This is a genomic window from Faecalibacterium sp. OF03-6AC, assembly GCF_003478175.1.
Lineage (GTDB): Bacteria > Bacillota > Clostridia > Oscillospirales > Ruminococcaceae > Faecalibacterium > Faecalibacterium taiwanense.
The window spans coordinates 102,996-122,337 of record NZ_QUEN01000002.1; the positions used below are offsets into that span (position 1 = coordinate 102,996).

Here is a 19,342-nt window from a genome sequence, read left to right on the forward strand (position 1 = left end):
GTTATGAAAATCATGCTGGCTTGCTGTTTGGGAATGTCCACGAGCGTCGTCGTCCAGAAGATGAAGGACGCTGCAAAGGAGCAGGGCAAGGACTATGAGATCTGGGCTGTGGATCAGAACAAGATTGCGGAGAACGTTGGCAACTTTGATGTGCTGCTGCTGGGCCCGCAGGTGCGCCATCTGCAGCGCAAGGTCAAGGCAACTGTGGGTGACAGTGCACCGGTGGCGGTCATTGATGCACTGGCCTATGGCCGCTGCAACGGTGCTGCCATTCTGAAGCAGGCCGAGGATCTGGTGAACAACGGCTGAGTTGTTTGGAAAATCCCTTTTGGAGGAGAAAAAACATGAGTAAATTTAGCGACAAGTTCGTTGATGGCATGAGCCTGGTGGCCGAAAAAGTGGACGAAAACAAGTTCCTTGGTGCAATCAAGGATTCGTTCACCATCTACATGCCGTTCGTTATCGTTGGCTCGTTCATGAACCTGTTCAACACCATCCTGTGCAGCACCACTACCGGCCTTGCCAAGTGGGTTCCCGCACTGGAAGCACTGAAGCCTATCTTTGCCGCTGCAAACTTTGCAACGCTGTCTTGCATGACCCTGCCCATCGTGTTCCTGATCGGTCTCAAGCTGGGCAAGAAGAACAATGTGCCGGAGCACATCTCCGCTATTATGGCGCTGGCTTCCTATCTGACCATCTGCCCGCAGATCGTCTCTGTAGTGGTGGACGACAAGACTGGCACCGCCAGTGGCCTGCCCGGTGCAGCATTGGGTTCTCAGGGTCTGTTCGTGGGTATGCTGATCGCCATTCTGGCAAGCCAGCTGTTCGCCTTCCTGATGACCTTCGATAAGCTCAAGATCAAGATGCCGGCATCTGTTCCCGCTGCTATCACTACTTCTTTCAACGCTCTGATCCCCATCGTGCTCACCCTGTTGGGTGTTTCCGTTGGCGGTTACGCATTCCGTCAAATCAGCGGCCAGTACCTGACCGACTGGATCTACACCACCATCCAGCATCCTCTGGAGAATGCATTCCAGAGTCCTGCCGGTCTGTTCATCATCATTCTGGTCTGCCGTGCATTCTGGTTCCTGGGTATCCATGGTGACCTGATCATCAAGCCTGTGCGTGACCCGTTCTTAGCTGCTGCTCTGGCTGCAAACGTTGCCGCTGTTGCTGCTGGTCAGACTCCGTCCTCTCCCATCACCTACGGCTTCTGGGTCGCATTTGTGGCTCTGCCGGTTTCTCTGCCCGTCTGTCTGGCCATCTTCCTGGTGTCTAAGCGTGAAGATTATCGCGCTGTTGCCAAAGTTGCCATTGGCCCCGCACTGTTCGGCATCAGCGAGCCCATGGTCTTTGGCCTGCCTCTGGTTTTGAACACCACCATGCTGATTCCCTCCATCCTCTCTGTGATGCTGTGCTCCGGTACTGCACTGTTTGCAAGCACGATTGGCTTTATGCCCTGCAACACCGTTGACGTTGCCTTTGGTACGCCCGTGCTGCTGAGTGCACTGATTGGCCACGGCTGGCAGGGTGTTGTGGTGCAGATTATTGGTCTGGCACTGGCAACGCTGGTGTATATCCCCTTCATGATCGTTGCCAATAAGCAGGCAGAAGTAGAGCAGGCCGCTCAGAACTGATAAAAGGAGAACTGCTGTGAAAACCTTTGCAAAAAACTTCTTATGGGGCGGCGCACTGGCGGCAAACCAGTGCGAGGGCGCTTATCTGGAAGATGGAAAGGGCTTAGAGATCTGCGACCTGCTGGAGACCGGCAAAGATCGTTTCATCAAGCTGGATCCGGCGCTGGAACTGCATGAGGGGCACGTCTATCCCTCTCATGAAGCGATCGATTTCTATCATCACTACAAAGAAGATATTGCCATGTTTGGCGAGATGGGCATGAAATGCCTGCGCACCTCCATTGCATGGAGTCGCATTTTCCCGAACGGCGACGATGCCGAGCCAAACGAGAAGGGTCTGACCTACTACGAGGATATGTTCCGGGAATTGCACCGCTGGGGCATTGAACCGGTGATCACGATCTCTCACTTTGAGACTCCGCTGGCGCTGGTCAAAAAGTACGGCGGCTGGGACAACCGCAAGCTGGTCGGCTTTTTTGAGCGCTACTGCAAGGTGCTGTTTGAGCGCTACAAGGATCAGGTCAAGTACTGGATGACTTTCAATGAAATCAACAACACCCTCAAGCTGCCTTATCTGGCAGCCGGCATGGTGGTGGCAGATGATGCCAATGCACCGCAGCGGCAGTATCAGGCTGCACACAATATGTTTGTGGCCAATGCACTGGCTGTCAAATCCTGCCATGAGATGATACCGGGTGCAAAGATCGGCTGCATGCTGTCTTTGAGCACGGCATATCCCAACACCTGCCGCCCGGAGGATGTGATGGAAACCTATCAGCTTCGTCAGCGTTCGCTGTTCTTCTCGGATGTGATGCTGCGCGGCCGTTACCCCTCTTACATCGATCGCAAGTGGGAAGAGCTGGGCGTACAGGTGCAGATGGAGCCGGGCGATTCTGAGCTGATTGCACAGAACACCAACGACTATCTGGCTTTCAGTTACTACATGACCTCTACCCACATTGCCGGCATGAAGATCCGCTCCAATACGGGCGGTCACGTAGGTGCGGACAATCCCTATCTGGAAAAATCCAAGTGGGGCTGGCCTATCGACCCGGTGGGTCTTCGATTCGTCTGCAACGAACTGTATGACCGCTACCAGAAGCCCATGTTCATTGCTGAAAACGGCCTTGGAACGGCAGACACCATTGACCCGGATGGCCGCATCCGCGATACTGCCCGCATGGAGTACCTCAAAAAGCACATCGAAGCTTTGCAGCAGGCTGTGGCTGACGGCTGTGATATCTTCGGCTACACTTGGTGGGGACCCATCGATATCGTGAGTGCCGGCACTGGCGAGATGGAAAAACGGTATGGCTTTATCTATGTGGATAAGGATAATCAGGGCAACGGAACCCTGCAGCGTCGGAAGAAAGATTCCTTCGAGTATTACAAAAAGGTGATCGCTTCCAACGGACAGGATCTGGAACTTCCCGCCGAGGACTAATCAAATAAAAAAGATCGGTGCAGTATTTTTCAAAACAACAAGAAAAATACTGCACTTGATTTTTTTGTGTGAGAGTGCAGCACGTACAACAGCTGCCGCAAAGGAATATCGATATGATAAGCTTGATTCTGGCAAAAAAGATCCTTTCGCTGTTTTTGGTCATGGCTCTGGGCATTGTGCTGGTGCGCTGCGGCATCGTCCGTAGTCAGGACAGCAAGGTGCTCTCCATGATCTCACTGTATCTGGTCATGCCATGTGTGATCATCTCGTCGTTTCAGGTGGAGTATCAGCCCGAGATTCTGAACGGTCTGCTGCTGGCACTGGCTGCGTCAGCGCTGCTGCATCTGGTGCTGATCGTGGTGGTTGGCTTTCTGGGCAAGGTGCTGAAACTGGATGGTGTAGAGGAGACCTCGCTGATCTATTCCAACGCAGGGAACCTTATTATTCCCATTGTGACGGCCATTCTGGGCAAGGAATGGGTCATTTACACCAGCGCATTTCTTTCGGTGCAGCTTTTTCTGCTGTGGAGCCATGCTAAAATGAAGCTCTGCGGAGAAAAAGGAATCGACCTGAAAAAGATTCTGACCAATATCAACATGATCGCCATTTTTGCTGGGGTGCTGCTGTTCCTGCTGCGGATCCAGTTGCCTGCACCTGTGCAGGATGCGGTGGATTCAATCAGCAGTATGGTTGGTCCAATGGGGATGCTGATACTCGGTATGCTGATCGCAGAAATGGACCTGAAAAAACTGCTAAGCTATCACAGACTATGGTGGATCACGCTGCTGCGTCTGGTGGGCATCCCGCTGATAGGAATCGTACTGTTGAAATACAGCGGCCTTGCAGCACTAGTGCCGGAGGGCAGAACAATATTGCTGGTTACACTGCTTGCCATCTGCACGCCGTCCGCGTCCACACTGACCCAGATGGCGCAGGTGTACGGCAAAGATGCAGACTACGCCAGCGCGATCAATGTGGTAACGACACTGCTGTGTATCGTCACGATGCCGCTGATGGTGGCATTGTACCAGATGTAAGTACGTGCGAACGCTCTGCAATTTTATCACCCGCCCAGGGCTGCCATCAAGAATCCCCGCAAGTGATCGCGTAAGGGCTTGAACCGACACAAATAACACAAATAAAGCATAACAAATACCCCTCGGTTTCCTGCTGCGGAAGCCGAGGGGCATTTTGCGTATTAAGGACGGAACGAATGCGCCCTGTGATTTTATTCCGCCTTCAGGCGGACCGAGGTGCCGGGCTTTTACGATGAAGAAGAAGTTTTATGCGGGTTCCCGCCGAAAAGGCTGCGAGTGCTGGACAGGACAGGCCACCGGTGCATCCGGTGCAAACTGCAGGTATTCCCGCGGGGCAATGCCCAGCAGACCGGCCAGCAGGCCAAAGCGCTTTTGCTCCAGTGCACAGTTGAGCCGGGTGACGGAATCGTTGTAGATCAGGCTGCTGGTATAGACCATCCGACTGTAGCAGTTGGCCGCTTCCATGCAGCGCTGGTAGGCGGGGTCTGCTTTCAGGGAAGGGTGGTTCTCGGCCGCAATGGTGATGTAGGACATGGCCTGTGCAAGATGCTGCTCCTGTTCCAGCACCTGCGCCGGTGTGGACAGGGCATTGATGGAGGGCGGCAGCAGCACCAGCTGGGCCGAAAGGCCGTGGGTGCGGGCCAGTTCCAGCAGGGCTTCCAAAGCACGGAAGCGGGAAGAAAGCTGCAGGCCGATCTGGTTCATGGCAGTGTTGACATTCTCGTTCAGCTCGCTGAGACGGCGGCGGATGTAGCTGAGCCAGACCACGGCCAGCAAAATGACCGGGATGAGCAGAAATGCCATAGAAGACCCTCCCTGAAAAAAATAAGCTTAGACGGCAGTAGAACCGTCTGAGCTTACTATAGCGCAAAAGCAGTGCCGACTGGTGCAATTGGCACGAGTCGCCCATAAAATGCATTGAATCGACCTTTTACAGAGAGATGCGCAGCACAAACTGGTCCTGCTGCTGCGAAAAGCTGTACATGCCGCCATACTGCTCCACAATGGCGCAGATGCTGCGCACGCCAAGGCCGTGGCCGGGCTGGCTGGTGGTGGGGATGCCCTCGGCACGGAACTGCACCGGGAAGCTGCAGGAGTTTGCGATCTGTAAAAACAGTCTGCCGTCCTTTTGGTAGGCGGTGGTCTCCACAACAGCGGGCTTTCCGGCCTCGCGCTGGCGCTGCCCGGCGTGCAGGGCATTTTCCAGCGCGTTGGAAAGCAGCACACACAGGTCGCTGTCCGGCAAAGGCAGCACCAGCGGGATGGCGGCATGCACCCGGAAGTCGATGCCGCTGTTCTGCGCGCGGGTTGCAAAGGCCGAGAGAATGAGGTTTGCGGCCTCATTTTCACAGTAGACGTTCACCTTGCTGGCTTCGATCTCTGCGCACACGCTGTGGATGTATTCCTGCGCGGCTTCGGCACGGCCATTTTCGATGCAGGCGGAAATGTACTGTAAATGATGGCGCAGATCGTGGCGGTAGGTGCTGGCCTTGCGCTGGCTTTCCCGCAGGGCATCGATCTCGCGCACAGCCTGCGCTACCTGCAGGTTCAGGCTGTTCTGGGTCTGCTCCAGCTGGCTGCGCCGCTTCTGCTCCTGCGTGGTCTGCAGCACAAAGGCCAGATAGGCCAGACTACACACAAAGGGCATGAACTCCACTGCAGCCTGATTGCCGCTGGAGAGCAGATCGGTATAAATGCGGGTAAAGTAGTCAAAGACATAGCTCAGCAGCGGGATCACGCCGAACTGCAGCTGCAGCTTGAGCGAAGAGTGCGACAGCGCGCGCACTGAAGGCGCGATCCAGTGCACCAGTGCCAGCAGCAGCGGCAGGGTGACGACCAGCTCGGTGGCATCCTGCAGCGCGGTACCGCCTGTCGGGAACAGCGCAATGACCAGCAGTGCGGCCCAGCGCCGCAGCTGGCAGCACAGGTAGGCTGTCAGCACGGCGATCAGTGACCAGAGCACCTTGCGGGTCATGGCGACCAGCAGTATGACCAGCGGCAGGTGGGTAATGACCGGGTAGAGATACCGGGCAAAGCTGGTGCTCCACCGCAGGCTCACAACGCCCTGCAGCGCCAGCATCAGCACGGTGCATCCCGCAAGCAGGAGCTTGCGCTGGCGGGTCCATTCCAGCTCACAGAACGCGGCGGACAGCACGATGCCGAAAATACCCACCGAGGCAAGGTTGCACAGCGAAAGCGCATCTGCAAAGGGTGTGCTCATATCATCACCTGCTTTCGGCGGAAGGCATATTCCAGATACTGCTGCCGGATCTCAGCAGACTTTCCGTGCGGAATGGGGATCTGCGCAAGGTTTGTCAGGGTAACGGCGCGGGTGGAGATGTTCTGGATATACTCCATATTTACAAGGAAAGAGCGGTGCGTGCGCAGAAAGCTCTCGTGAGGGGTCAGCTGGCGGGCCAGTTCGTCCATGCTGCCGGTGCTTTCCAGCACGGTGCCGTCCACCAGATGGAACAGCAGGGTACGGCCCAGCACTTCACAGTAGAGCAGCTGGTCCAGATCGATGCGGGAGATGCCGGTCTTGCAGCGCAGGATCAGGCTGCGCTGGTCGGCGCGGCGGCACTCGGCGATCACCGAATCCGTCAGACGGAAAAAGCTGTCCTCCCAGATGGGCTTGATCTGGTAGAAATAGGCACCCACCACATAGGATTCCACTGCAAACTCGGCGGAAGAAGTGAGAAAGATGATCTTGACGACATTATCGTACTGCCGGATCTCCTTGGCGGCGGTAATGCCGTTTTCGGCCGGCATGATGACATCCAGAAACAGGATATCGTACCGGGTGCCCTTTTCGATCTCGGCCAGCAGATCCAGCGGGCTGTGAAAGGCTGTGCACTGGATCTGGACACAGCGCTGGGCGCGATATTTTTCCAGCAGGGCAGAGAGCTGGTCCAGAACTGTCTGGTCATCGTCGCAGAAGGCGATCTGGATCATAACGGGTTTACCACATCCTTTGTTCGCGTCAGCCAGAAATTACAGCTGGGCCTTGCCCATGCAGTAGGTCTGCAGCACATCGTAGTTGTCGTCCAGCACCACAAGGTCGGCATCCTTGCCGATCTGGATGGAACCCTTGCGGTCGTCCAGATGCAGGCAGCGTGCCGGGTTGATGGTGCAGGCGTTCAGTGCATAGTTGAAGGGCACCATGGCCTCCTCCACCAGAATGCGCAGGCCCTTGTTGATGTTCAAAGTGGAACCGGCCAGCGTGCCGTTGTCCAGATGGGCGCTGCCGTCCGGGTAGATGGTGATATGGTTGCCGCCAAAGATGTACTCGCTGCCAATGGGGGTGCCCTTGGCCATCAGTGCATCCGAGATCATGATGGCGTAATCCGGGCCTTTGCTCATGAAGTAGTTGTTCAGGGCAGCAGGGGTGGAGTGGCAGCCGTCGCAGATGATCTCGCCGTACATGGTGCGGATGCGGTAGGCTGCGCCCACCAGACCGTTGGCGCGGTGGGCGAAGGGGGACATGCCGTTGTACACGTGGGTCATGGAGCGGGCACCGTTGGCATAGGCCATCACGGCCTGCTCATAGGTGGCGGCACTATGGCCGATGCTGACCACCACGCCGTGCTCGGTCAGGTAATGGGTCAGTGCAAACCCTTCGTCGTGTTCCGGCGCAAGGGTCACATAGCGGATGTGGCCGCGTGCTGCCTGCTGGTAGTGCTTGAACTGCTCCACGCTGGGCTTTGCGATGTACTCCGGAGGCTGTGCGCCCTTGTACTTCATATCGAGGTAGGGGCCTTCAAAGTGGATGCCAAGGATCTCGGCACCTTCGTAGCTGCCCTCCATCACGTCGGCCACATTGGCCACGGCGTTGGTCAACACCTCCACGCTCTGGGTGACGGTAGTGGCCAGAAAGCTGGTCACACCCTCAGAGACGATATGCTTTGCCCAGTAGCGCAGGCCCTCCGGCTTTGCGTCGTTGGTGTCGAACTCGTAGGCACCATGGCAGTGGATATCCATAAAACCGGGCACGATGCGTTTGGAGCCATAGTCCACATCGGCCTGCTTTTCACCATAGGGGAAGATGCCGGTGATCTTGCCCTGCTCCAGCTCGACTGCGGCAGAAATAAACTGGTCGGCGATCCATACTTTTTTGCTCTGGATGATCATATAATCAGCCCTCCGATATCATCATAAAACCTGCATATGCTGCACACGACAGCACAACCATTCTACAGAAAAGTATAGCATTTTCTGGCGGGAATAACCAGCCTTCGCGCGCCTTTTCAAAAAAATTAAGCTGGAAAATGAAAAAACGATCGCAGCTTGCACAAAGAAACAGCGTAAAATCAGAAACCCGGAGCCTTTTTGAGCCGTTTTGGCCGAAAAAAGGTTCCGGGTTTTGTGCATGATCTTTTCAGAGAGCTGTTTTGCAACAGCCCCTTAATATGAAGTAAGCCCCAGGCTTACATCCAAAGCCTGATCCACACGTTTCTGATCTTCCGGCGTGATCTGCCCGGCCCGCTCCCGCAGGCGGTGCTTATCCAGCGTGCGGATCTGCTCCAGCAGCACCACGCTGTCCTTGGCAAGGCCGGTATCCGCTGCCCGGATATTGATGTGGGTGGGCAGGCGGGCTTTGTCCAGCCGGGATGTAATGGCCGCAGCGATCACGGTAGGGCTGTGCCGGTTGCCGATCTCGTTCTGCACGATCAGTACCGGGCGCACGCCGCCCTGCTCCGACCCCACCACCGGCGAAAGATCTGCGTAAAAAACTTCTCCTCTGTGTACCTCCATGGAATCTCCCTCCCTGCATTTGGAGGATGCGCCCCGCTTATGTGATGCGTCCGGCGCATCTTCGTCTGCTCTCAGTATGAGCCGGCTGCGCGCCGGTTATGCAGCGCAGGGGATATTCCATTGTATGCACAAAGGCTTACAGAGTTTCCAGTGTGCAGAAGGCCAGCGCCATGCCGCCCTCGTGGCTCAGAGAGAGCCGGGCGGCAAGGCCATGGGCCTGCATCCATTCCGCCGTCTGGCCGGAAAAATGATAGGCAGGTGCACCGCTTTCCAGCCGGACAGCCTCGATCTCACACAGGGAGAACGGCTCCCGCAGGCCGGTGCCTGCCGCCTTTAAAAAGGCTTCCTTGGCGGCAAAGTTGGCTGCGGCGCTGGCAAGCCGGTGGGCGGCGCTGCGCCCGGCGGGCAACGGTTCGTCAAGGCTCAGCGCAGCGCGTTCGGCCTCGCCGTACACCCGGCGGATAAAGGTTGCAGCGTGTGCGCCGGTAAGGCTTTTTTCCAGATGCGCGATCTCGCACAGGTCGCAGCCGATGCCATACAGCATAAAGGCCCTCCTTCTGCCGCATTTGCGGCGGTGCAGGCCGTCAGCCTGCAAAATCAGGACCGGAAATTTTATGCAAACTGTGCAAATCCGGTCTGTTTAGCTTGAAGTTTCCTCGCAATTCGTGTACAATGAATGTAGTTCTTCCTAAGGGGGTGTATTCCGTGAGTGGCGAGACCGCTATTTTTTCGATCCACGACAAAAAGGACTATGAGATCCATGAGATCGTACAGCAGGTGTACGATGCTTTAAAGGAAAAAGGCTATAATCCGGTCAATCAGCTGGTGGGCTATATCCTGTCCGAAGACCCCACCTACATCACGACCTATAAGAATGCCCGTTCCATGATCCGCAAGGTGGATCGTGACGATCTGCTGCAGGCAATGCTGCGCAGTTATCTGAACGTGTAATACGGTCCTTTTCCGGCCCGCTGTCTTGCAAGACGGCGGGCTTTTTTGTGCGTGGGACGATCAGGAATGGCCTCCGCGCTGCTCTGGCCATGTTCAGAGGAAAAATTATTTTAAATTTCGGGGTTCAGGAAAGTCTGCGGACTTTCCTGAACCCCATTTTCACGGGTGGGGTCGCAGAGGAAAGCAGCATTTATTATGGATATGGTCAGAGCATAAGCGGGGAGCGGTTCAATCGTTTTCCACCAGCGGCAGCGTAAAGATCTGGTTTACGACGACCTCATATTCCCACGGTTCCCGCACTTTGCGCAGCTGCTTTTCCAGCTTTTCGGCCCCCTCAAACTTGTGAATGAGGTAGAACCAGTGTCCCTTCATGCGGCTCACCGCGCACCCGGCGCTGCCGAACAGTTCGGAGTATCCGTGGTAGAGGTCGTCAAGGTATCCGCGCAGCTCTTCCCGTGCGGCCTGTGCGCCGCCGCGTGCTTCACGGAAGAGCGCCGGGTCCGCAATGATGCCGCGCCCCACCATGATGCCGGACAGCTGCGGATACTGCGCTTCCAGCGTGTGCAGGCCCGCAGCGGTGGTCACATCGCCATTGTAGCACACGGGCATCTGGCACCCGGGCAGGGCGGCGGCAAAAGCGGCACGGTCGGCCTGCCCGCGGTAGAGCTGGCGCATCACACGCGGGTGGATGGTCAGCTCACAGATGGGATACCGGTTATAGATGTCCAGAATGACAGCAAATTCTTCCGGCTTTTCCACGCCCAGCCGGGTCTTGACCGAGATCGGCCCTTCCGCATTGGCAAATACGGCGGCAAGAAAAGCGTCCAGCTTGGCTGGGTCGCGCAGCATCCCGGAACCCTTGCCTTTGGCGGTGACGGTGCCGGAAGGACAGCCGAGGTTCAGGTTCACCTCGGTGTAGCCAAGGCCGCGCAGCTCGCCGATCATCCATGCGGCAAGTTCGCCGTCCTTTGCCAGCAGCTGCGGGATCACCGGTGCGCCGGGGTTTGCCGCAGGGGCAAGCTCGGCCATCTTCTTTTTAATGAGCACCCGGTTCTCCGGCGGGGAGATGAAAGGGGCATAGTAGCGGTCGGCATTGCCAGCAGGGCCGAACCATTTCTGGTGTGCCTGCCGCCACACCCGGTCGGTCAGGCCCTCCATGGGGGCAGCATAGTAATTCATGGGCAAATCTCCAAAGTGTTTGATAGGGATATTGTAACAAAAAACTCCCGCCCTGTGAAGTCACAGAACGGGAGAAGCGAGCTTTTTGAAAGATCAGTCTGCAAACAGCGGGGTGGACAGGTAGCGGTCGCCGGTATCGGGCAGCAGGACCACGATGTTCTTACCGGCATTCTCCGGGCGCTTTGCCAGCTGCAGGGCAGCATAAACAGCAGCACCGGAGGAGATACCCACCAGCACGCCTTCCTTGTGGCCGATCAGACGGCCGGTGGCAAAGGCATCGTCGTTCTCCACGGCGATGATTTCGTCATACACCTTGGTGTCCAGTACGTCCGGCACAAAGCCCGCGCCGATGCCCTGGATCTTGTGTGCGCCTGCGGTGCCCTTGCTCAGCACAGGAGAGGAAGCAGGCTCTACAGCCACCACCTTGACGTTCGGGTTCTTGCTCTTCAGGTACTGGCCCACGCCGGTCACGGTGCCGCCGGTGCCCACGCCTGCCACAAAGATATCCACCTTGCCGTCGGTGTCCTCCCAGATCTCGGGGCCGGTGGTCTCGATGTGGGCCTGAGGGTTGGCCGGGTTCACGAACTGGCCGGGGATGAAGGAATTTGGGATCTCCTTTGCCAGCTCGTCGGCCTTGGCAATGGCACCCTTCATGCCCTTGGCACCCTCGCTCAGCACCAGCTCTGCACCGTAAGCCTTCATCAGCTGGCGGCGCTCCACGCTCATGGTCTCGGGCATCACGATGATGATGCGGTAGCCCTTGGCGGCTGCCACAGCGGCCAGACCGATGCCAGTATTGCCGGAGGTAGGCTCAATGATCACGGAACCTTCCTTCAGCAGGCCCTTTTCCTCGGCATCATCGATCATCTTTTTGGCGATGCGATCCTTGACAGAACCGGCCGGATTGAAGTATTCCAACTTGGCAATGATGTGGGCAGGCAGCTCCTGCTCCTTTTCAATGTGGGTCAGCTCCAGCAACGGAGTATGACCGATCAGCTGATCTGCGGCAGTATAAATCTTGCTCATTGTAGTTTCCTCCCTGATACAGTTATGGGCACATGTGCCCTGCTGGATGACCCGATTCTAAAACCTTTATACCAACATCATTTGTGGGTTTGATGGTATTATAGACCCGTTCTGTGCGGTTGTCAATGGATTTTTTGAAAAAAGTGGGATTGAAATATTATTTACCCTGTTGTATAATAGGTTAAAAACTCAATCTATAACCAACAAAGGAAGTACACTATTATGATCGTGTCCACCAAAGGGCGCTATGCACTGCGCGTGATGATCGACCTTTCCGAGCATCAGTCTGAAAAATATGTCCCTCTCAAGGAGATCGCTGCCCGGCAGGAGATCTCGGAAAAATATCTGGAAAACATCCTTAAGGTGCTGGTGCAGAACGGCTTTCTGGAGGGCTTGCGCGGCAAGGGCGGCGGCTACCGGCTCACCCGCAGCCCGGATCAGTACACCGTGGGCGAGATCCTGATGCTGACCGAGGGCAGCCTTGCACCGGTGAGCTGCCTGACCCCCAATGCGACCCCCTGCTCCCGCATGGCAAACTGCCGCACCTACGAGATGTGGAAGGGGCTGAACGATCTGATCTCCAATTATTTCGGCAATATCACGCTGGCCGATCTCGCCCGGTCTGATCAGGCCGGGAATGATTATGTGATCTGACGGTATTTCTGATAACATGCAAAAAAGCGCACCGGCTTGACCGGTGCGCCTTTTTTTGCACAGTTCTCGGCAAAATGTGCAAATTTTCTTATCCAGAATCACGGTTGATGGATTGGGGCAGGTGCGGTATACTTTACCCTTGATGTGACCATTTACGCTTTTGATCGAGGAAAGGGGAACTTTACTACGAAATATATTTTTCAGTTTGCGCGCATTCTTGCGTTTTGTTTTTTGGGCGAGATCCTTCATGTAGTGCTGCCGCTGCCGGTCCCGGCCAGCGTCTACGGTCTGGTGCTGCTGCTGGCAGCGCTGAACTTCAAGCTGGTAAAGCTGGACGATGTGAAAGAGGTGGGAACCTATCTCACAGGCATCTTCCCGCTGTTATTCGTGCCCGCTGCCGCCGGTGTGATGGAACTGTGGGCAGAGATGGGCGAGATGCTGCTGCCCATCCTCGTTGCCATTATCCCGGTCACTGTGCTGGTGATGGTGAGTGCAGGCAAGACCACGCAGGCCCTGACCGGCCGCAAGAAAAAGGAGGCTGACAATGACGCAGCTGCTGAATGATTTTCTGTCCGGCTCCGCAGCATGGGGCGTTCTGCTTACGCTGGCCGCGTTTGCACTGGGCACCCTTATCAATAAGGTGACAGGCAAAGCCATTTTTAACCCGCTGCTGCTGGGCAGCATCTTTGTGATCATTTTTCTGTCGGTGTGTAGCATCCCGTATGCAGACTACAAGGCCAGCGCGGCACCGGTGAACTATCTGCTGCTGCCCGCCACCGTGGCACTGGCCATTCCGCTGTATGAAAAGATCGACCTGCTGAAAGAGAACGCCGCCGCCATCATTGCGGGTATCTCGGTGGGCACGCTGGTGAGCCTTGGCAGCGCACTGGCGCTGGCACTGGCGCTGGACCTGACCCGTGAGCAGTATGCCACCCTGCTGCCCAAATCCGTGACCACCGCCATCAGCATGGATGTGGCCGCTGAGCTGGGCGGCATTGCTGCCCTGACCGGTGCAATCGTCATTGTTACCGGCATCGTGGGAGCGCTGCTGGCTGAGACGGTGTGCAAGATGTTCCACATCACCGACCCCATCGCCAAGGGCGTGGGCATCGGAACTTCGGCCCATGCCGTGGGCACCAGCAAAGCTCTGCAGATGGGCGAGGTGGAAGGTGCCATGAGCGGCCTTTCCATTGCGGTGGCCGGTGTGCTGACCGCAGTGCTCTGCCCGGTATTTGTGAACCTGATCCGGTAAACGATTTAAAATAGCCGCTTTGGCTTTTTTCAGTAGAATTTATTGGTTGATCCGGGAACCTCAGTTTACAACAAAAAATGAGATAGGCAACCCCTTTCGGGGAAGTCTATCTCATTTTTTCGTTGGGGCTGTTTTTATACGCCGCTGTGTTCTCGTTCATCCTTCAGGATGGCCGTCACGCTCTGCATGGTGCTTACTGCACGATGCAGTTCTTCGTCGCCAAGCTCTGCACGCAGGCGGGCGTAACAGCGCTGCATGAACGCGCGCTCCTCCGCCATCAGTTCCACAGCCTTGCTGGAAAGCTCCACATAGGTGCGGCCCGCTTCACGGTCGGTCTTCCATGCCACAAAGCCCTTGTCCTGCAGCTTTTCAACGGCCTTGGAAAGCTCTGTCACCTTCAGGCCCATCACAGCAGCAAGGTCAGCCAGATAAACCTTACGATCCGGGTGCTGTTCGGCCTGCATCTTAATGTAATATAAGATCAGGTAATCCGCCCGCTGGATGGTGCTGAACACCTTGTCGATATCAAAATTGTGCAGGAAGAACCATTCTTCCGGGTGATGTTTCAGTTCCACGCTCATCATGCATCCTCCCTGTTATTCCCGCTCATTGCGGCGGACATATTCGTGGGTGCCGCCAAGGCTCTTGTAGGCCGGGCGGATGATCTTGTTTGCGCTGAGCAGCTCTTCAATGCGGTGGGCGCTCCAGCCCATCACGCGGGCCACGGCGAACAGCGGCGTGTACAGCTCCATGGGGATGCCCAGCATATCGTACACAAAGCCGCTGTAGAAGTCCACATTGGGGCTGACACCCTTGAAAATTTTGCGCTCCTCCGCGATCAGCTGCGGGGCCATGTGCTCGATCTTGTTGTAAAGGGCAAGGTCCTTGTCGCGGTCCTTCTCGTGGGCCAGCTGTTCCACATAGCCCTTGAATACCACCTCACGGGGGTCACTGAGGGAGTAAACCGCATGGCCCATGCCGTAAATCAGGCCTTTGCGGTCAAATGCTTCGCCGTGCAGCAGCTTTTTCAGGTAGGCTTCCAGCTCTTCATCGTCCTCGGTGTCGTGCAGGTTTTCACGGATATTCTGCATCATCTGCATCACCATCAGGTTGGCACCGCCGTGGCGCGGGCCTTTGAGAGAACACAGGGCAGCCGCCATGGCCGAGTAGGTATCGGTGCCAGACGAAGTGACCACGCGGGTGGTAAAGGTGGAGTTGTTGCCGCCGCCGTGCTCGGCGTGCAGCAGCAATGCCACATCCAGCACGCGGGCTTCCAGCTCGGTGTACTTCATATCCGGGCGCAGCATCCGCAAAAAGTTCTCTGCGGTGGAAAGCTCCGGGTCCGGCCGGTGGATGTACATGCTGCCGTCTTTTTCGTAGTGGTTATAGGCATGGTAGCTGTACACGGCCAGCATGGGGAAGATGCCGGCCAGCTGGATGCTCTGGCGCAGCACATTGGAAATTTCCAGATCACCGGCCTTGGGGTCGTAGGATGCCAGTGTGAGCACGCTGCGGGCCATGGAGTTCATGATATCGTGGCTGGGGGCCTTCATGATCACATCACGGGTAAAGTTGGTGGGCATGGTGCGGCACTCGCCCAGCACGCGGCAGAACTCTTCCAACTTTTCCTGCGTGGGCAGCTCACCGAACAGTAGCAGATAGCCCGCTTCCTCAAAGGCAAAGCGGCAGCCGGACGACCCGCGGATCAGGTCTTTCACGTCGTACCCGCGGTAGAGCAGCTGACCGTCGGCAGGCTTTTTCACCCCGTCCACATACTGGAAGGCGCGGATATCGGAGATATTGGTCAGGCCCGCCAGCACGCCCTTGCCGTTTTCGTCGCGCAGGCCCGCTTTAACGCCAAACTCCTTGTACAGATCCTTGCTGATGCGATCGTGTTCGGCGCACAGCGGCTGCTGCTGGTCGAAGTATCCCATTACGTTCTGCAGATGATCCATTGATAGTTGCTCCTTTCCTATTGCCGTCAGCTTGCGCTCACTTGGCAGGCCATCAGGAAGCTTTCTCTGCGAACAGCCCGGGACTCCAGTCCCGCCCTGCTGCCTGCGGCAGCAGAGGCTCACCCCAGGACATTCGCTGGAAAAACTTCCTGCCGTCCTGCCCGAAAAAACAGTATTGATTCGGGACGGCATTCACTTACATTCAGAATACTCTTTAAGATTACAAAAAGGATATTTCGGTGTCAAGGTACTGTTTGTAAATAAAAAAAGAACAAAATCGGAAAGCTGCCGGATGCGCATTTGCCCTTTAGCGCAGGGATGGTTTTTGAGACGGTAACGCACAAATAAGGCATCTTCCAGCCGGATCTCAGGGGACTGGCAACAAATAAAGCCACGACAAAACCGCATTTATAAACGGTTCAACGTGGCTTTTCTTATGGTCGGAGTGGCGAGACTCGAACTCGCGGCCTCCTGCTCCCAAAGCAGGCGCGCTACCAACTGCGCAACACCCCGGCATCCGGCGGCACTGCTGCACCGCCGGAATATAGTATATCGTTTTTGGAGCGGTTCGTCAATAGCTGGCTCCGCCGCCTCATGCATACAAGATGCAGCCAAGCACTTCCTTGCCAAGCTCCCGGATCTTCTCATTTTGCGCGCTGACTGTTCGGTACTTGGAGCAGGCGCAGTCTGCCGCCAAAAGGATCACATCCGCCTGTGCAGCCTGCTGCACAGCTGCCGAACTGACCAGAATGCTGTCAGCCGATGCAACGGTCGTTCCTTTCAGCACGCTGCACGCCTGCAGCGCATCCCGCAGGGAAGCCAGTTGCTGGGCAGAGATGTCGCCCGTGATCAGGATATTCTCTGCCTGCGGCACACGGCTGTGAATCGTCGCTGCAATCAACTCGACCATCGCGCCGTTCATACTGCCGTCCGGCCGTTTTTCCAGCTTGTTGATGGCTGCATCCAGCCCCTTTGCCTTTTGAGAAGCATCGTTTGCCAGTGTGCCAAGCACCCCGATGCCGCAGTATTTTTGCAGTTCATCTGCCGCGCAAACCTTTCCTTCCACCAGGAAACTGCATACAGTAGCGCCGGCCACCAGTACGGCTCCCAGCAGGAAGCCTATCGCAGCATATTTCACAGCGGAGGTGCCCGCACCCTTCGGATCTTTCGGTTTTTCCGTTGCCGCAAAATCTTTGTCCGCCGTCTGGATACTCTGCTCCAGCAGTTCGTGATTGCTCTGGAGGTCGGTCAGATTGTTCTGCAGCTGGATCATATTGTCACGGGTGTTCTGCTGCTGATCTCTCAGACTGGTCAGCACGGTTGTGGTGCTGCTGAGAGAAACCTGCGTGGTCTCATGTTCACCCACAGTACTCTCAATGACATCGTATAACTGGGCAAAACGCTTCAGCATGGCATCCATGATGTCATTTGCCTGCTGGGCATCCTTGCCTTCCGTACTGATGGTCAGCAGTCGGGTTCCGCTGTCCACCGAAACCGTGATCAGTTCGCGCATATAGCGTTCTTCCATCCCGAACTGCTCCGCGATCGCTCCGATCGTTTCGTGGCTCGTCAGCAGACTGGAATAAGCGCTGAGCACCGCGCCGGTGTAATCCGGGTTCTGGTAGTCCATGCCCGGCAGGATCTTGTAATCGGTGGTAATATAAAAGACCGCATTTGCCACATTGACATTATACGGATCCAGACTGTTCAGCACAGACTTGTCAATGTACTCCTGCGCATTTTTAATATCGAACTCTGCACGGGCCTGATCCGCTTCATTCTGCTTCAGCTGATGATTGTAGCTCGCAACATTTTTGTCGTGCGCTGTTTGAGCAGCACGGTATTCGACCATGTCCTCTTCATACTTCTGCTCTTCTGCCGTTCGGACGATCTCTTCACCATTTTCAGATGCAGCTTCTGCCGCCTTCTGGCTGCGCACATGTTTGAACATGCCAACTGCGCCAAACAGCACCGCACAGGCAACTGCCGCTGCAAAGATCTGCCGGTATTTGTGCAGAACAGCGAAGAACAGTGAAACCAGATCGATCTCCTGCTCATACTCGGTTTGTTTTTCCATAAAATTTTCCATCCTCCGGTCGTCTCATTGTTTCATCTTTGTACGGGCATGGGCTTTTTCGAATCAACTGTAAAATTTGTTTTTCAGTTCCGTATAGCGTGCGCTCTTCTCGGCCTTATATGTTTCCATCACCTGATCAGCCAAAGCCGTGCTCTGTCCGTTTTCCTGCAGAATTGTGCGCATCTGGCTCACGATGCTGTCCATTTCCTTATCACAGGAAGCCTGCAACGCATTCAACTCGCTCGACTTGGAAAGAACGATCATAAGTTTCCTCGTCTGCGTTTTCTGACTTTTCGGAAGCGCCCTGTATTCTGCTTTTGATTCCGCAATGCAGGCGTTCAAGCCGTTTTCCGCACGCGCCTTGACCGCATACACCTGCCGGATCAGTGCCTTGAGTTCTTCTTCGTATCCTGCAGGTGCGGGCTTGCTTGACGCAGACGCAGACGCAGACGCAGACGCAGCCGATTGTGTTTTCTGGGGGCTGCTTTCTGCTTGAGGCTTATCGATTGTTTTGCTGGAAGCAGCCGAATGCTGCGAAGATGCCGCCTGCTCCGACCCGGCAGTTTGTTCCGTCTTTTCAGAGCTGCTCTCTTCATCCGATTCAAAAGCGATTCCGCCCGCATCCTGCAGAACGCTGTCCAGCGTGATATCTCCCTTGATCAGCTGACTCAATTCATCGTCTGTGACCGTAACCTTCTCAACGCTTTCGCTGGAACTGCCCGGTTTCTCCAGTGCGGAGTCCGCTTCCAACTGCGCATTTCCCATCGCAGTAAAGCCGAACCATGCTGCAGCACAAAGAGCCATCACTGCAAGCACGCCCCCTGCGATCAGAAGCCTCTTGTGTTTTTGTGTCTGTTTCATTTTCAATGTCACTTATTCAGATATCCCATAATCGTTTCACCAAGGCGGAAGACACCGTAAAGGTAACCGGTCTTGGCAAAGATGTTCATATTCCAGAAATTCTTCATCCAGTCCTCCATCGGAGTGAGCGAACCTTTTTTTGCACTGTTCCACACCGCAGAGCGCGCATCGCTCAGCACCGCGTCACGCAGATAATTGCCGATCAGATAATTGAACAGACCCATGTAATCCGGCGAACCGCCGACGATATATACCATCTCATTTGCATCGATTTCAGAATATACATCAGGATAATTCATTTTTTTTTCTCCTTTGATTCTCTTATAAGCAGCATTCCATTCCAGAATGCCATACACTTTTATTATACCATTATCCTGAATCCGCCGCAATGGAAACACTGCCAAATATCCCCCGGATTTTTAAAAGCATTTCGATTATTCGTTCTATTTTTCTACTTTTCCCCGATGAAGCGTACCCTTTTCACAACAAACGGCGGGCAGAGAGCCTGCTGCTCTCT

The 19,342-nt window shown here is 55.6% G+C and carries 21 protein-coding genes and 1 tRNA gene; 8 read left to right on the forward strand and 14 right to left on the reverse strand.

Annotated features, from left to right (window positions below; translation table 11 throughout):
• Positions 1–3: 3 nt before the first annotated feature.
• The 4 genes from DXA66_RS02680 to DXA66_RS02695 all read left to right on the forward strand — a co-directional run bounded on the left by DXA66_RS02680 (position 4) and on the right by DXA66_RS02695 (position 4,118).
• Positions 4–309 (forward strand): PTS sugar transporter subunit IIB, encoded by a 306-nt coding sequence (locus tag DXA66_RS02680; protein ID WP_097777204.1) that lies wholly within the window; start codon positions 4–6, stop codon positions 307–309.
• Between the two features lie 35 nt (positions 310–344).
• Positions 345–1,637, forward strand: coding sequence for a PTS sugar transporter subunit IIC (locus DXA66_RS02685; protein ID WP_118526629.1), 1,293 nt, complete (start codon positions 345–347; stop codon positions 1,635–1,637).
• 16 nt (positions 1,638–1,653) lie between these two features.
• Positions 1,654–3,081, forward strand: coding sequence for a glycoside hydrolase family 1 protein (locus DXA66_RS02690; protein ID WP_118526631.1), 1,428 nt, complete (start codon positions 1,654–1,656; stop codon positions 3,079–3,081).
• A 113-nt stretch (positions 3,082–3,194) separates the two neighbouring features.
• Positions 3,195–4,118 carry an AEC family transporter gene (locus DXA66_RS02695; RefSeq protein WP_118526633.1) on the forward strand — a complete coding sequence of 308 codons (924 nt, stop codon included), beginning with the start codon at positions 3,195–3,197 and terminating at the stop codon, positions 4,116–4,118.
• Positions 4,119–4,364: 246 nt separating this feature from the next.
• Here the strand turns inward: DXA66_RS02695 and DXA66_RS02700 are convergent, their stop codons facing one another.
• The 6 genes from DXA66_RS02700 to DXA66_RS02725 form a co-directional block, all read right to left on the reverse strand.
• Positions 4,365–4,922, reverse strand: a complete 558-nt coding sequence (locus DXA66_RS02700; protein ID WP_118526635.1) for a LemA family protein — start codon at positions 4,920–4,922, stop codon at positions 4,365–4,367.
• A gap of 127 nt (positions 4,923–5,049) precedes the next feature.
• Complete coding sequence (locus tag DXA66_RS02705; RefSeq protein WP_118526637.1) at positions 5,050–6,339, reverse strand: sensor histidine kinase; 1,290 nt, start codon at positions 6,337–6,339, stop codon at positions 5,050–5,052.
• On the reverse strand, positions 6,336–7,070 hold the full coding sequence (locus DXA66_RS02710; protein WP_118526639.1) for a LytTR family DNA-binding domain-containing protein: 735 nt from the start codon (positions 7,068–7,070) through the stop codon (positions 6,336–6,338). The genes DXA66_RS02705 and DXA66_RS02710 overlap by 4 nt, the downstream gene beginning before the upstream one ends.
• Before the next feature lie 39 nt (positions 7,071–7,109).
• On the reverse strand, positions 7,110–8,246 hold the full coding sequence (gene nagA / locus DXA66_RS02715) for an N-acetylglucosamine-6-phosphate deacetylase (RefSeq protein WP_097777211.1): 1,137 nt from the start codon (positions 8,244–8,246) through the stop codon (positions 7,110–7,112).
• Between the two features lie 273 nt (positions 8,247–8,519).
• Positions 8,520–8,870, reverse strand: a complete 351-nt coding sequence (locus tag DXA66_RS02720) for a type II toxin-antitoxin system PemK/MazF family toxin (protein ID WP_005942608.1) — start codon at positions 8,868–8,870, stop codon at positions 8,520–8,522.
• 136 nt (positions 8,871–9,006) lie between these two features.
• Complete coding sequence (locus DXA66_RS02725; protein ID WP_118526641.1) at positions 9,007–9,414, reverse strand: holo-ACP synthase; 408 nt, start codon at positions 9,412–9,414, stop codon at positions 9,007–9,009.
• A 161-nt stretch (positions 9,415–9,575) separates the two neighbouring features.
• Between DXA66_RS02725 and DXA66_RS02730 the strand changes: the two genes are divergently transcribed.
• Positions 9,576–9,821, forward strand: coding sequence for an IreB family regulatory phosphoprotein (locus DXA66_RS02730; protein WP_097774456.1), 246 nt, complete (start codon positions 9,576–9,578; stop codon positions 9,819–9,821).
• A gap of 228 nt (positions 9,822–10,049) precedes the next feature.
• Here the strand turns inward: DXA66_RS02730 and DXA66_RS02735 are convergent, their stop codons facing one another.
• On the reverse strand, positions 10,050–11,000 hold the full coding sequence (locus DXA66_RS02735; protein ID WP_118526643.1) for a tRNA-dihydrouridine synthase: 951 nt from the start codon (positions 10,998–11,000) through the stop codon (positions 10,050–10,052).
• A gap of 93 nt (positions 11,001–11,093) precedes the next feature.
• Positions 11,094–12,026: a cysteine synthase A gene (cysK, locus tag DXA66_RS02740; RefSeq protein ID WP_005942619.1), complete on the reverse strand. Its 933-nt coding sequence runs from the start codon at positions 12,024–12,026 to the stop codon at positions 11,094–11,096.
• Between the two features lie 222 nt (positions 12,027–12,248).
• On the opposite strand from cysK, the gene DXA66_RS02745 reads away from it, so the two are divergent.
• From DXA66_RS02745 to DXA66_RS02755, 3 genes are all read left to right on the forward strand, one after another.
• Positions 12,249–12,680 carry an Rrf2 family transcriptional regulator gene (locus DXA66_RS02745; protein ID WP_118526645.1) on the forward strand — a complete coding sequence of 144 codons (432 nt, stop codon included), beginning with the start codon at positions 12,249–12,251 and terminating at the stop codon, positions 12,678–12,680.
• Between the two features lie 231 nt (positions 12,681–12,911).
• Positions 12,912–13,244: a CidA/LrgA family protein gene (locus tag DXA66_RS02750; protein WP_242702883.1), complete on the forward strand. Its 333-nt coding sequence runs from the start codon at positions 12,912–12,914 to the stop codon at positions 13,242–13,244.
• Positions 13,225–13,932, forward strand: a complete 708-nt coding sequence (locus DXA66_RS02755) for an LrgB family protein (RefSeq protein ID WP_097774460.1) — start codon at positions 13,225–13,227, stop codon at positions 13,930–13,932. The genes DXA66_RS02750 and DXA66_RS02755 overlap by 20 nt, the downstream gene beginning before the upstream one ends.
• Before the next feature lie 134 nt (positions 13,933–14,066).
• Here the strand turns inward: DXA66_RS02755 and DXA66_RS02760 are convergent, their stop codons facing one another.
• The 6 genes from DXA66_RS02760 to DXA66_RS02785 all read right to left on the reverse strand — a co-directional run bounded on the left by DXA66_RS02760 (position 14,067) and on the right by DXA66_RS02785 (position 19,124).
• Positions 14,067–14,513, reverse strand: a complete 447-nt coding sequence (locus DXA66_RS02760; RefSeq protein ID WP_243089022.1) for a winged helix DNA-binding protein — start codon at positions 14,511–14,513, stop codon at positions 14,067–14,069.
• A 15-nt stretch (positions 14,514–14,528) separates the two neighbouring features.
• Positions 14,529–15,887, reverse strand: a complete 1,359-nt coding sequence (locus tag DXA66_RS02765) for a citrate/2-methylcitrate synthase (RefSeq protein WP_118526651.1) — start codon at positions 15,885–15,887, stop codon at positions 14,529–14,531.
• A 437-nt stretch (positions 15,888–16,324) separates the two neighbouring features.
• Positions 16,325–16,400 (reverse strand) — tRNA-Pro (locus tag DXA66_RS02770).
• Between the two features lie 79 nt (positions 16,401–16,479).
• The gene (locus tag DXA66_RS02775) at positions 16,480–17,964 is read right to left on the reverse strand and encodes a hypothetical protein (RefSeq protein ID WP_147365138.1); all 1,485 of its coding nucleotides are present in this window, start codon (positions 17,962–17,964) and stop codon (positions 16,480–16,482) included.
• 63 nt (positions 17,965–18,027) lie between these two features.
• Positions 18,028–18,825, reverse strand: a complete 798-nt coding sequence (locus tag DXA66_RS02780; protein WP_118526655.1) for a hypothetical protein — start codon at positions 18,823–18,825, stop codon at positions 18,028–18,030.
• Between the two features lie 8 nt (positions 18,826–18,833).
• A complete protein-coding gene (locus DXA66_RS02785) occupies positions 18,834–19,124 on the reverse strand; it encodes a hypothetical protein (RefSeq protein ID WP_118526657.1) in 291 nt (96 codons plus the stop codon).
• Positions 19,125–19,342 lie beyond the last annotated feature (218 nt).

Coding starts and splice junctions, on each gene's coding strand:
- DXA66_RS02680 (WP_097777204.1), top strand. CDS start 4: ATGAAAATCATGCTGGCTTGCTGTTTGGGAATGTCCACGAGCGTCGTC.
- DXA66_RS02685 (WP_118526629.1), top strand. CDS start 345: ATGAGTAAATTTAGCGACAAGTTCGTTGATGGCATGAGCCTGGTGGCC.
- DXA66_RS02695 (WP_118526633.1), top strand. CDS start 3,195: ATGATAAGCTTGATTCTGGCAAAAAAGATCCTTTCGCTGTTTTTGGTC.
- DXA66_RS02700 (WP_118526635.1), bottom strand. CDS start 4,922: ATGGCATTTCTGCTCATCCCGGTCATTTTGCTGGCCGTGGTCTGGCTC.
- DXA66_RS02705 (WP_118526637.1), bottom strand. CDS start 6,339: ATGAGCACACCCTTTGCAGATGCGCTTTCGCTGTGCAACCTTGCCTCG.
- DXA66_RS02710 (WP_118526639.1), bottom strand. CDS start 7,070: ATGATCCAGATCGCCTTCTGCGACGATGACCAGACAGTTCTGGACCAG.
- nagA (WP_097777211.1), bottom strand. CDS start 8,246: ATGATCATCCAGAGCAAAAAAGTATGGATCGCCGACCAGTTTATTTCT.
- DXA66_RS02720 (WP_005942608.1), bottom strand. CDS start 8,870: ATGGAGGTACACAGAGGAGAAGTTTTTTACGCAGATCTTTCGCCGGTG.
- DXA66_RS02725 (WP_118526641.1), bottom strand. CDS start 9,414: ATGCTGTATGGCATCGGCTGCGACCTGTGCGAGATCGCGCATCTGGAA.
- DXA66_RS02735 (WP_118526643.1), bottom strand. CDS start 11,000: ATGAATTACTATGCTGCCCCCATGGAGGGCCTGACCGACCGGGTGTGG.
- cysK (WP_005942619.1), bottom strand. CDS start 12,026: ATGAGCAAGATTTATACTGCCGCAGATCAGCTGATCGGTCATACTCCG.
- DXA66_RS02745 (WP_118526645.1), top strand. CDS start 12,249: ATGATCGTGTCCACCAAAGGGCGCTATGCACTGCGCGTGATGATCGAC.
- DXA66_RS02755 (WP_097774460.1), top strand. CDS start 13,225: ATGACGCAGCTGCTGAATGATTTTCTGTCCGGCTCCGCAGCATGGGGC.
- DXA66_RS02760 (WP_243089022.1), bottom strand. CDS start 14,513: ATGAGCGTGGAACTGAAACATCACCCGGAAGAATGGTTCTTCCTGCAC.
- DXA66_RS02765 (WP_118526651.1), bottom strand. CDS start 15,887: ATGGATCATCTGCAGAACGTAATGGGATACTTCGACCAGCAGCAGCCG.
- DXA66_RS02775 (WP_147365138.1), bottom strand. CDS start 17,964: ATGGAAAAACAAACCGAGTATGAGCAGGAGATCGATCTGGTTTCACTG.
- DXA66_RS02780 (WP_118526655.1), bottom strand. CDS start 18,825: ATGAAACAGACACAAAAACACAAGAGGCTTCTGATCGCAGGGGGCGTG.
- DXA66_RS02785 (WP_118526657.1), bottom strand. CDS start 19,124: ATGAATTATCCTGATGTATATTCTGAAATCGATGCAAATGAGATGGTA.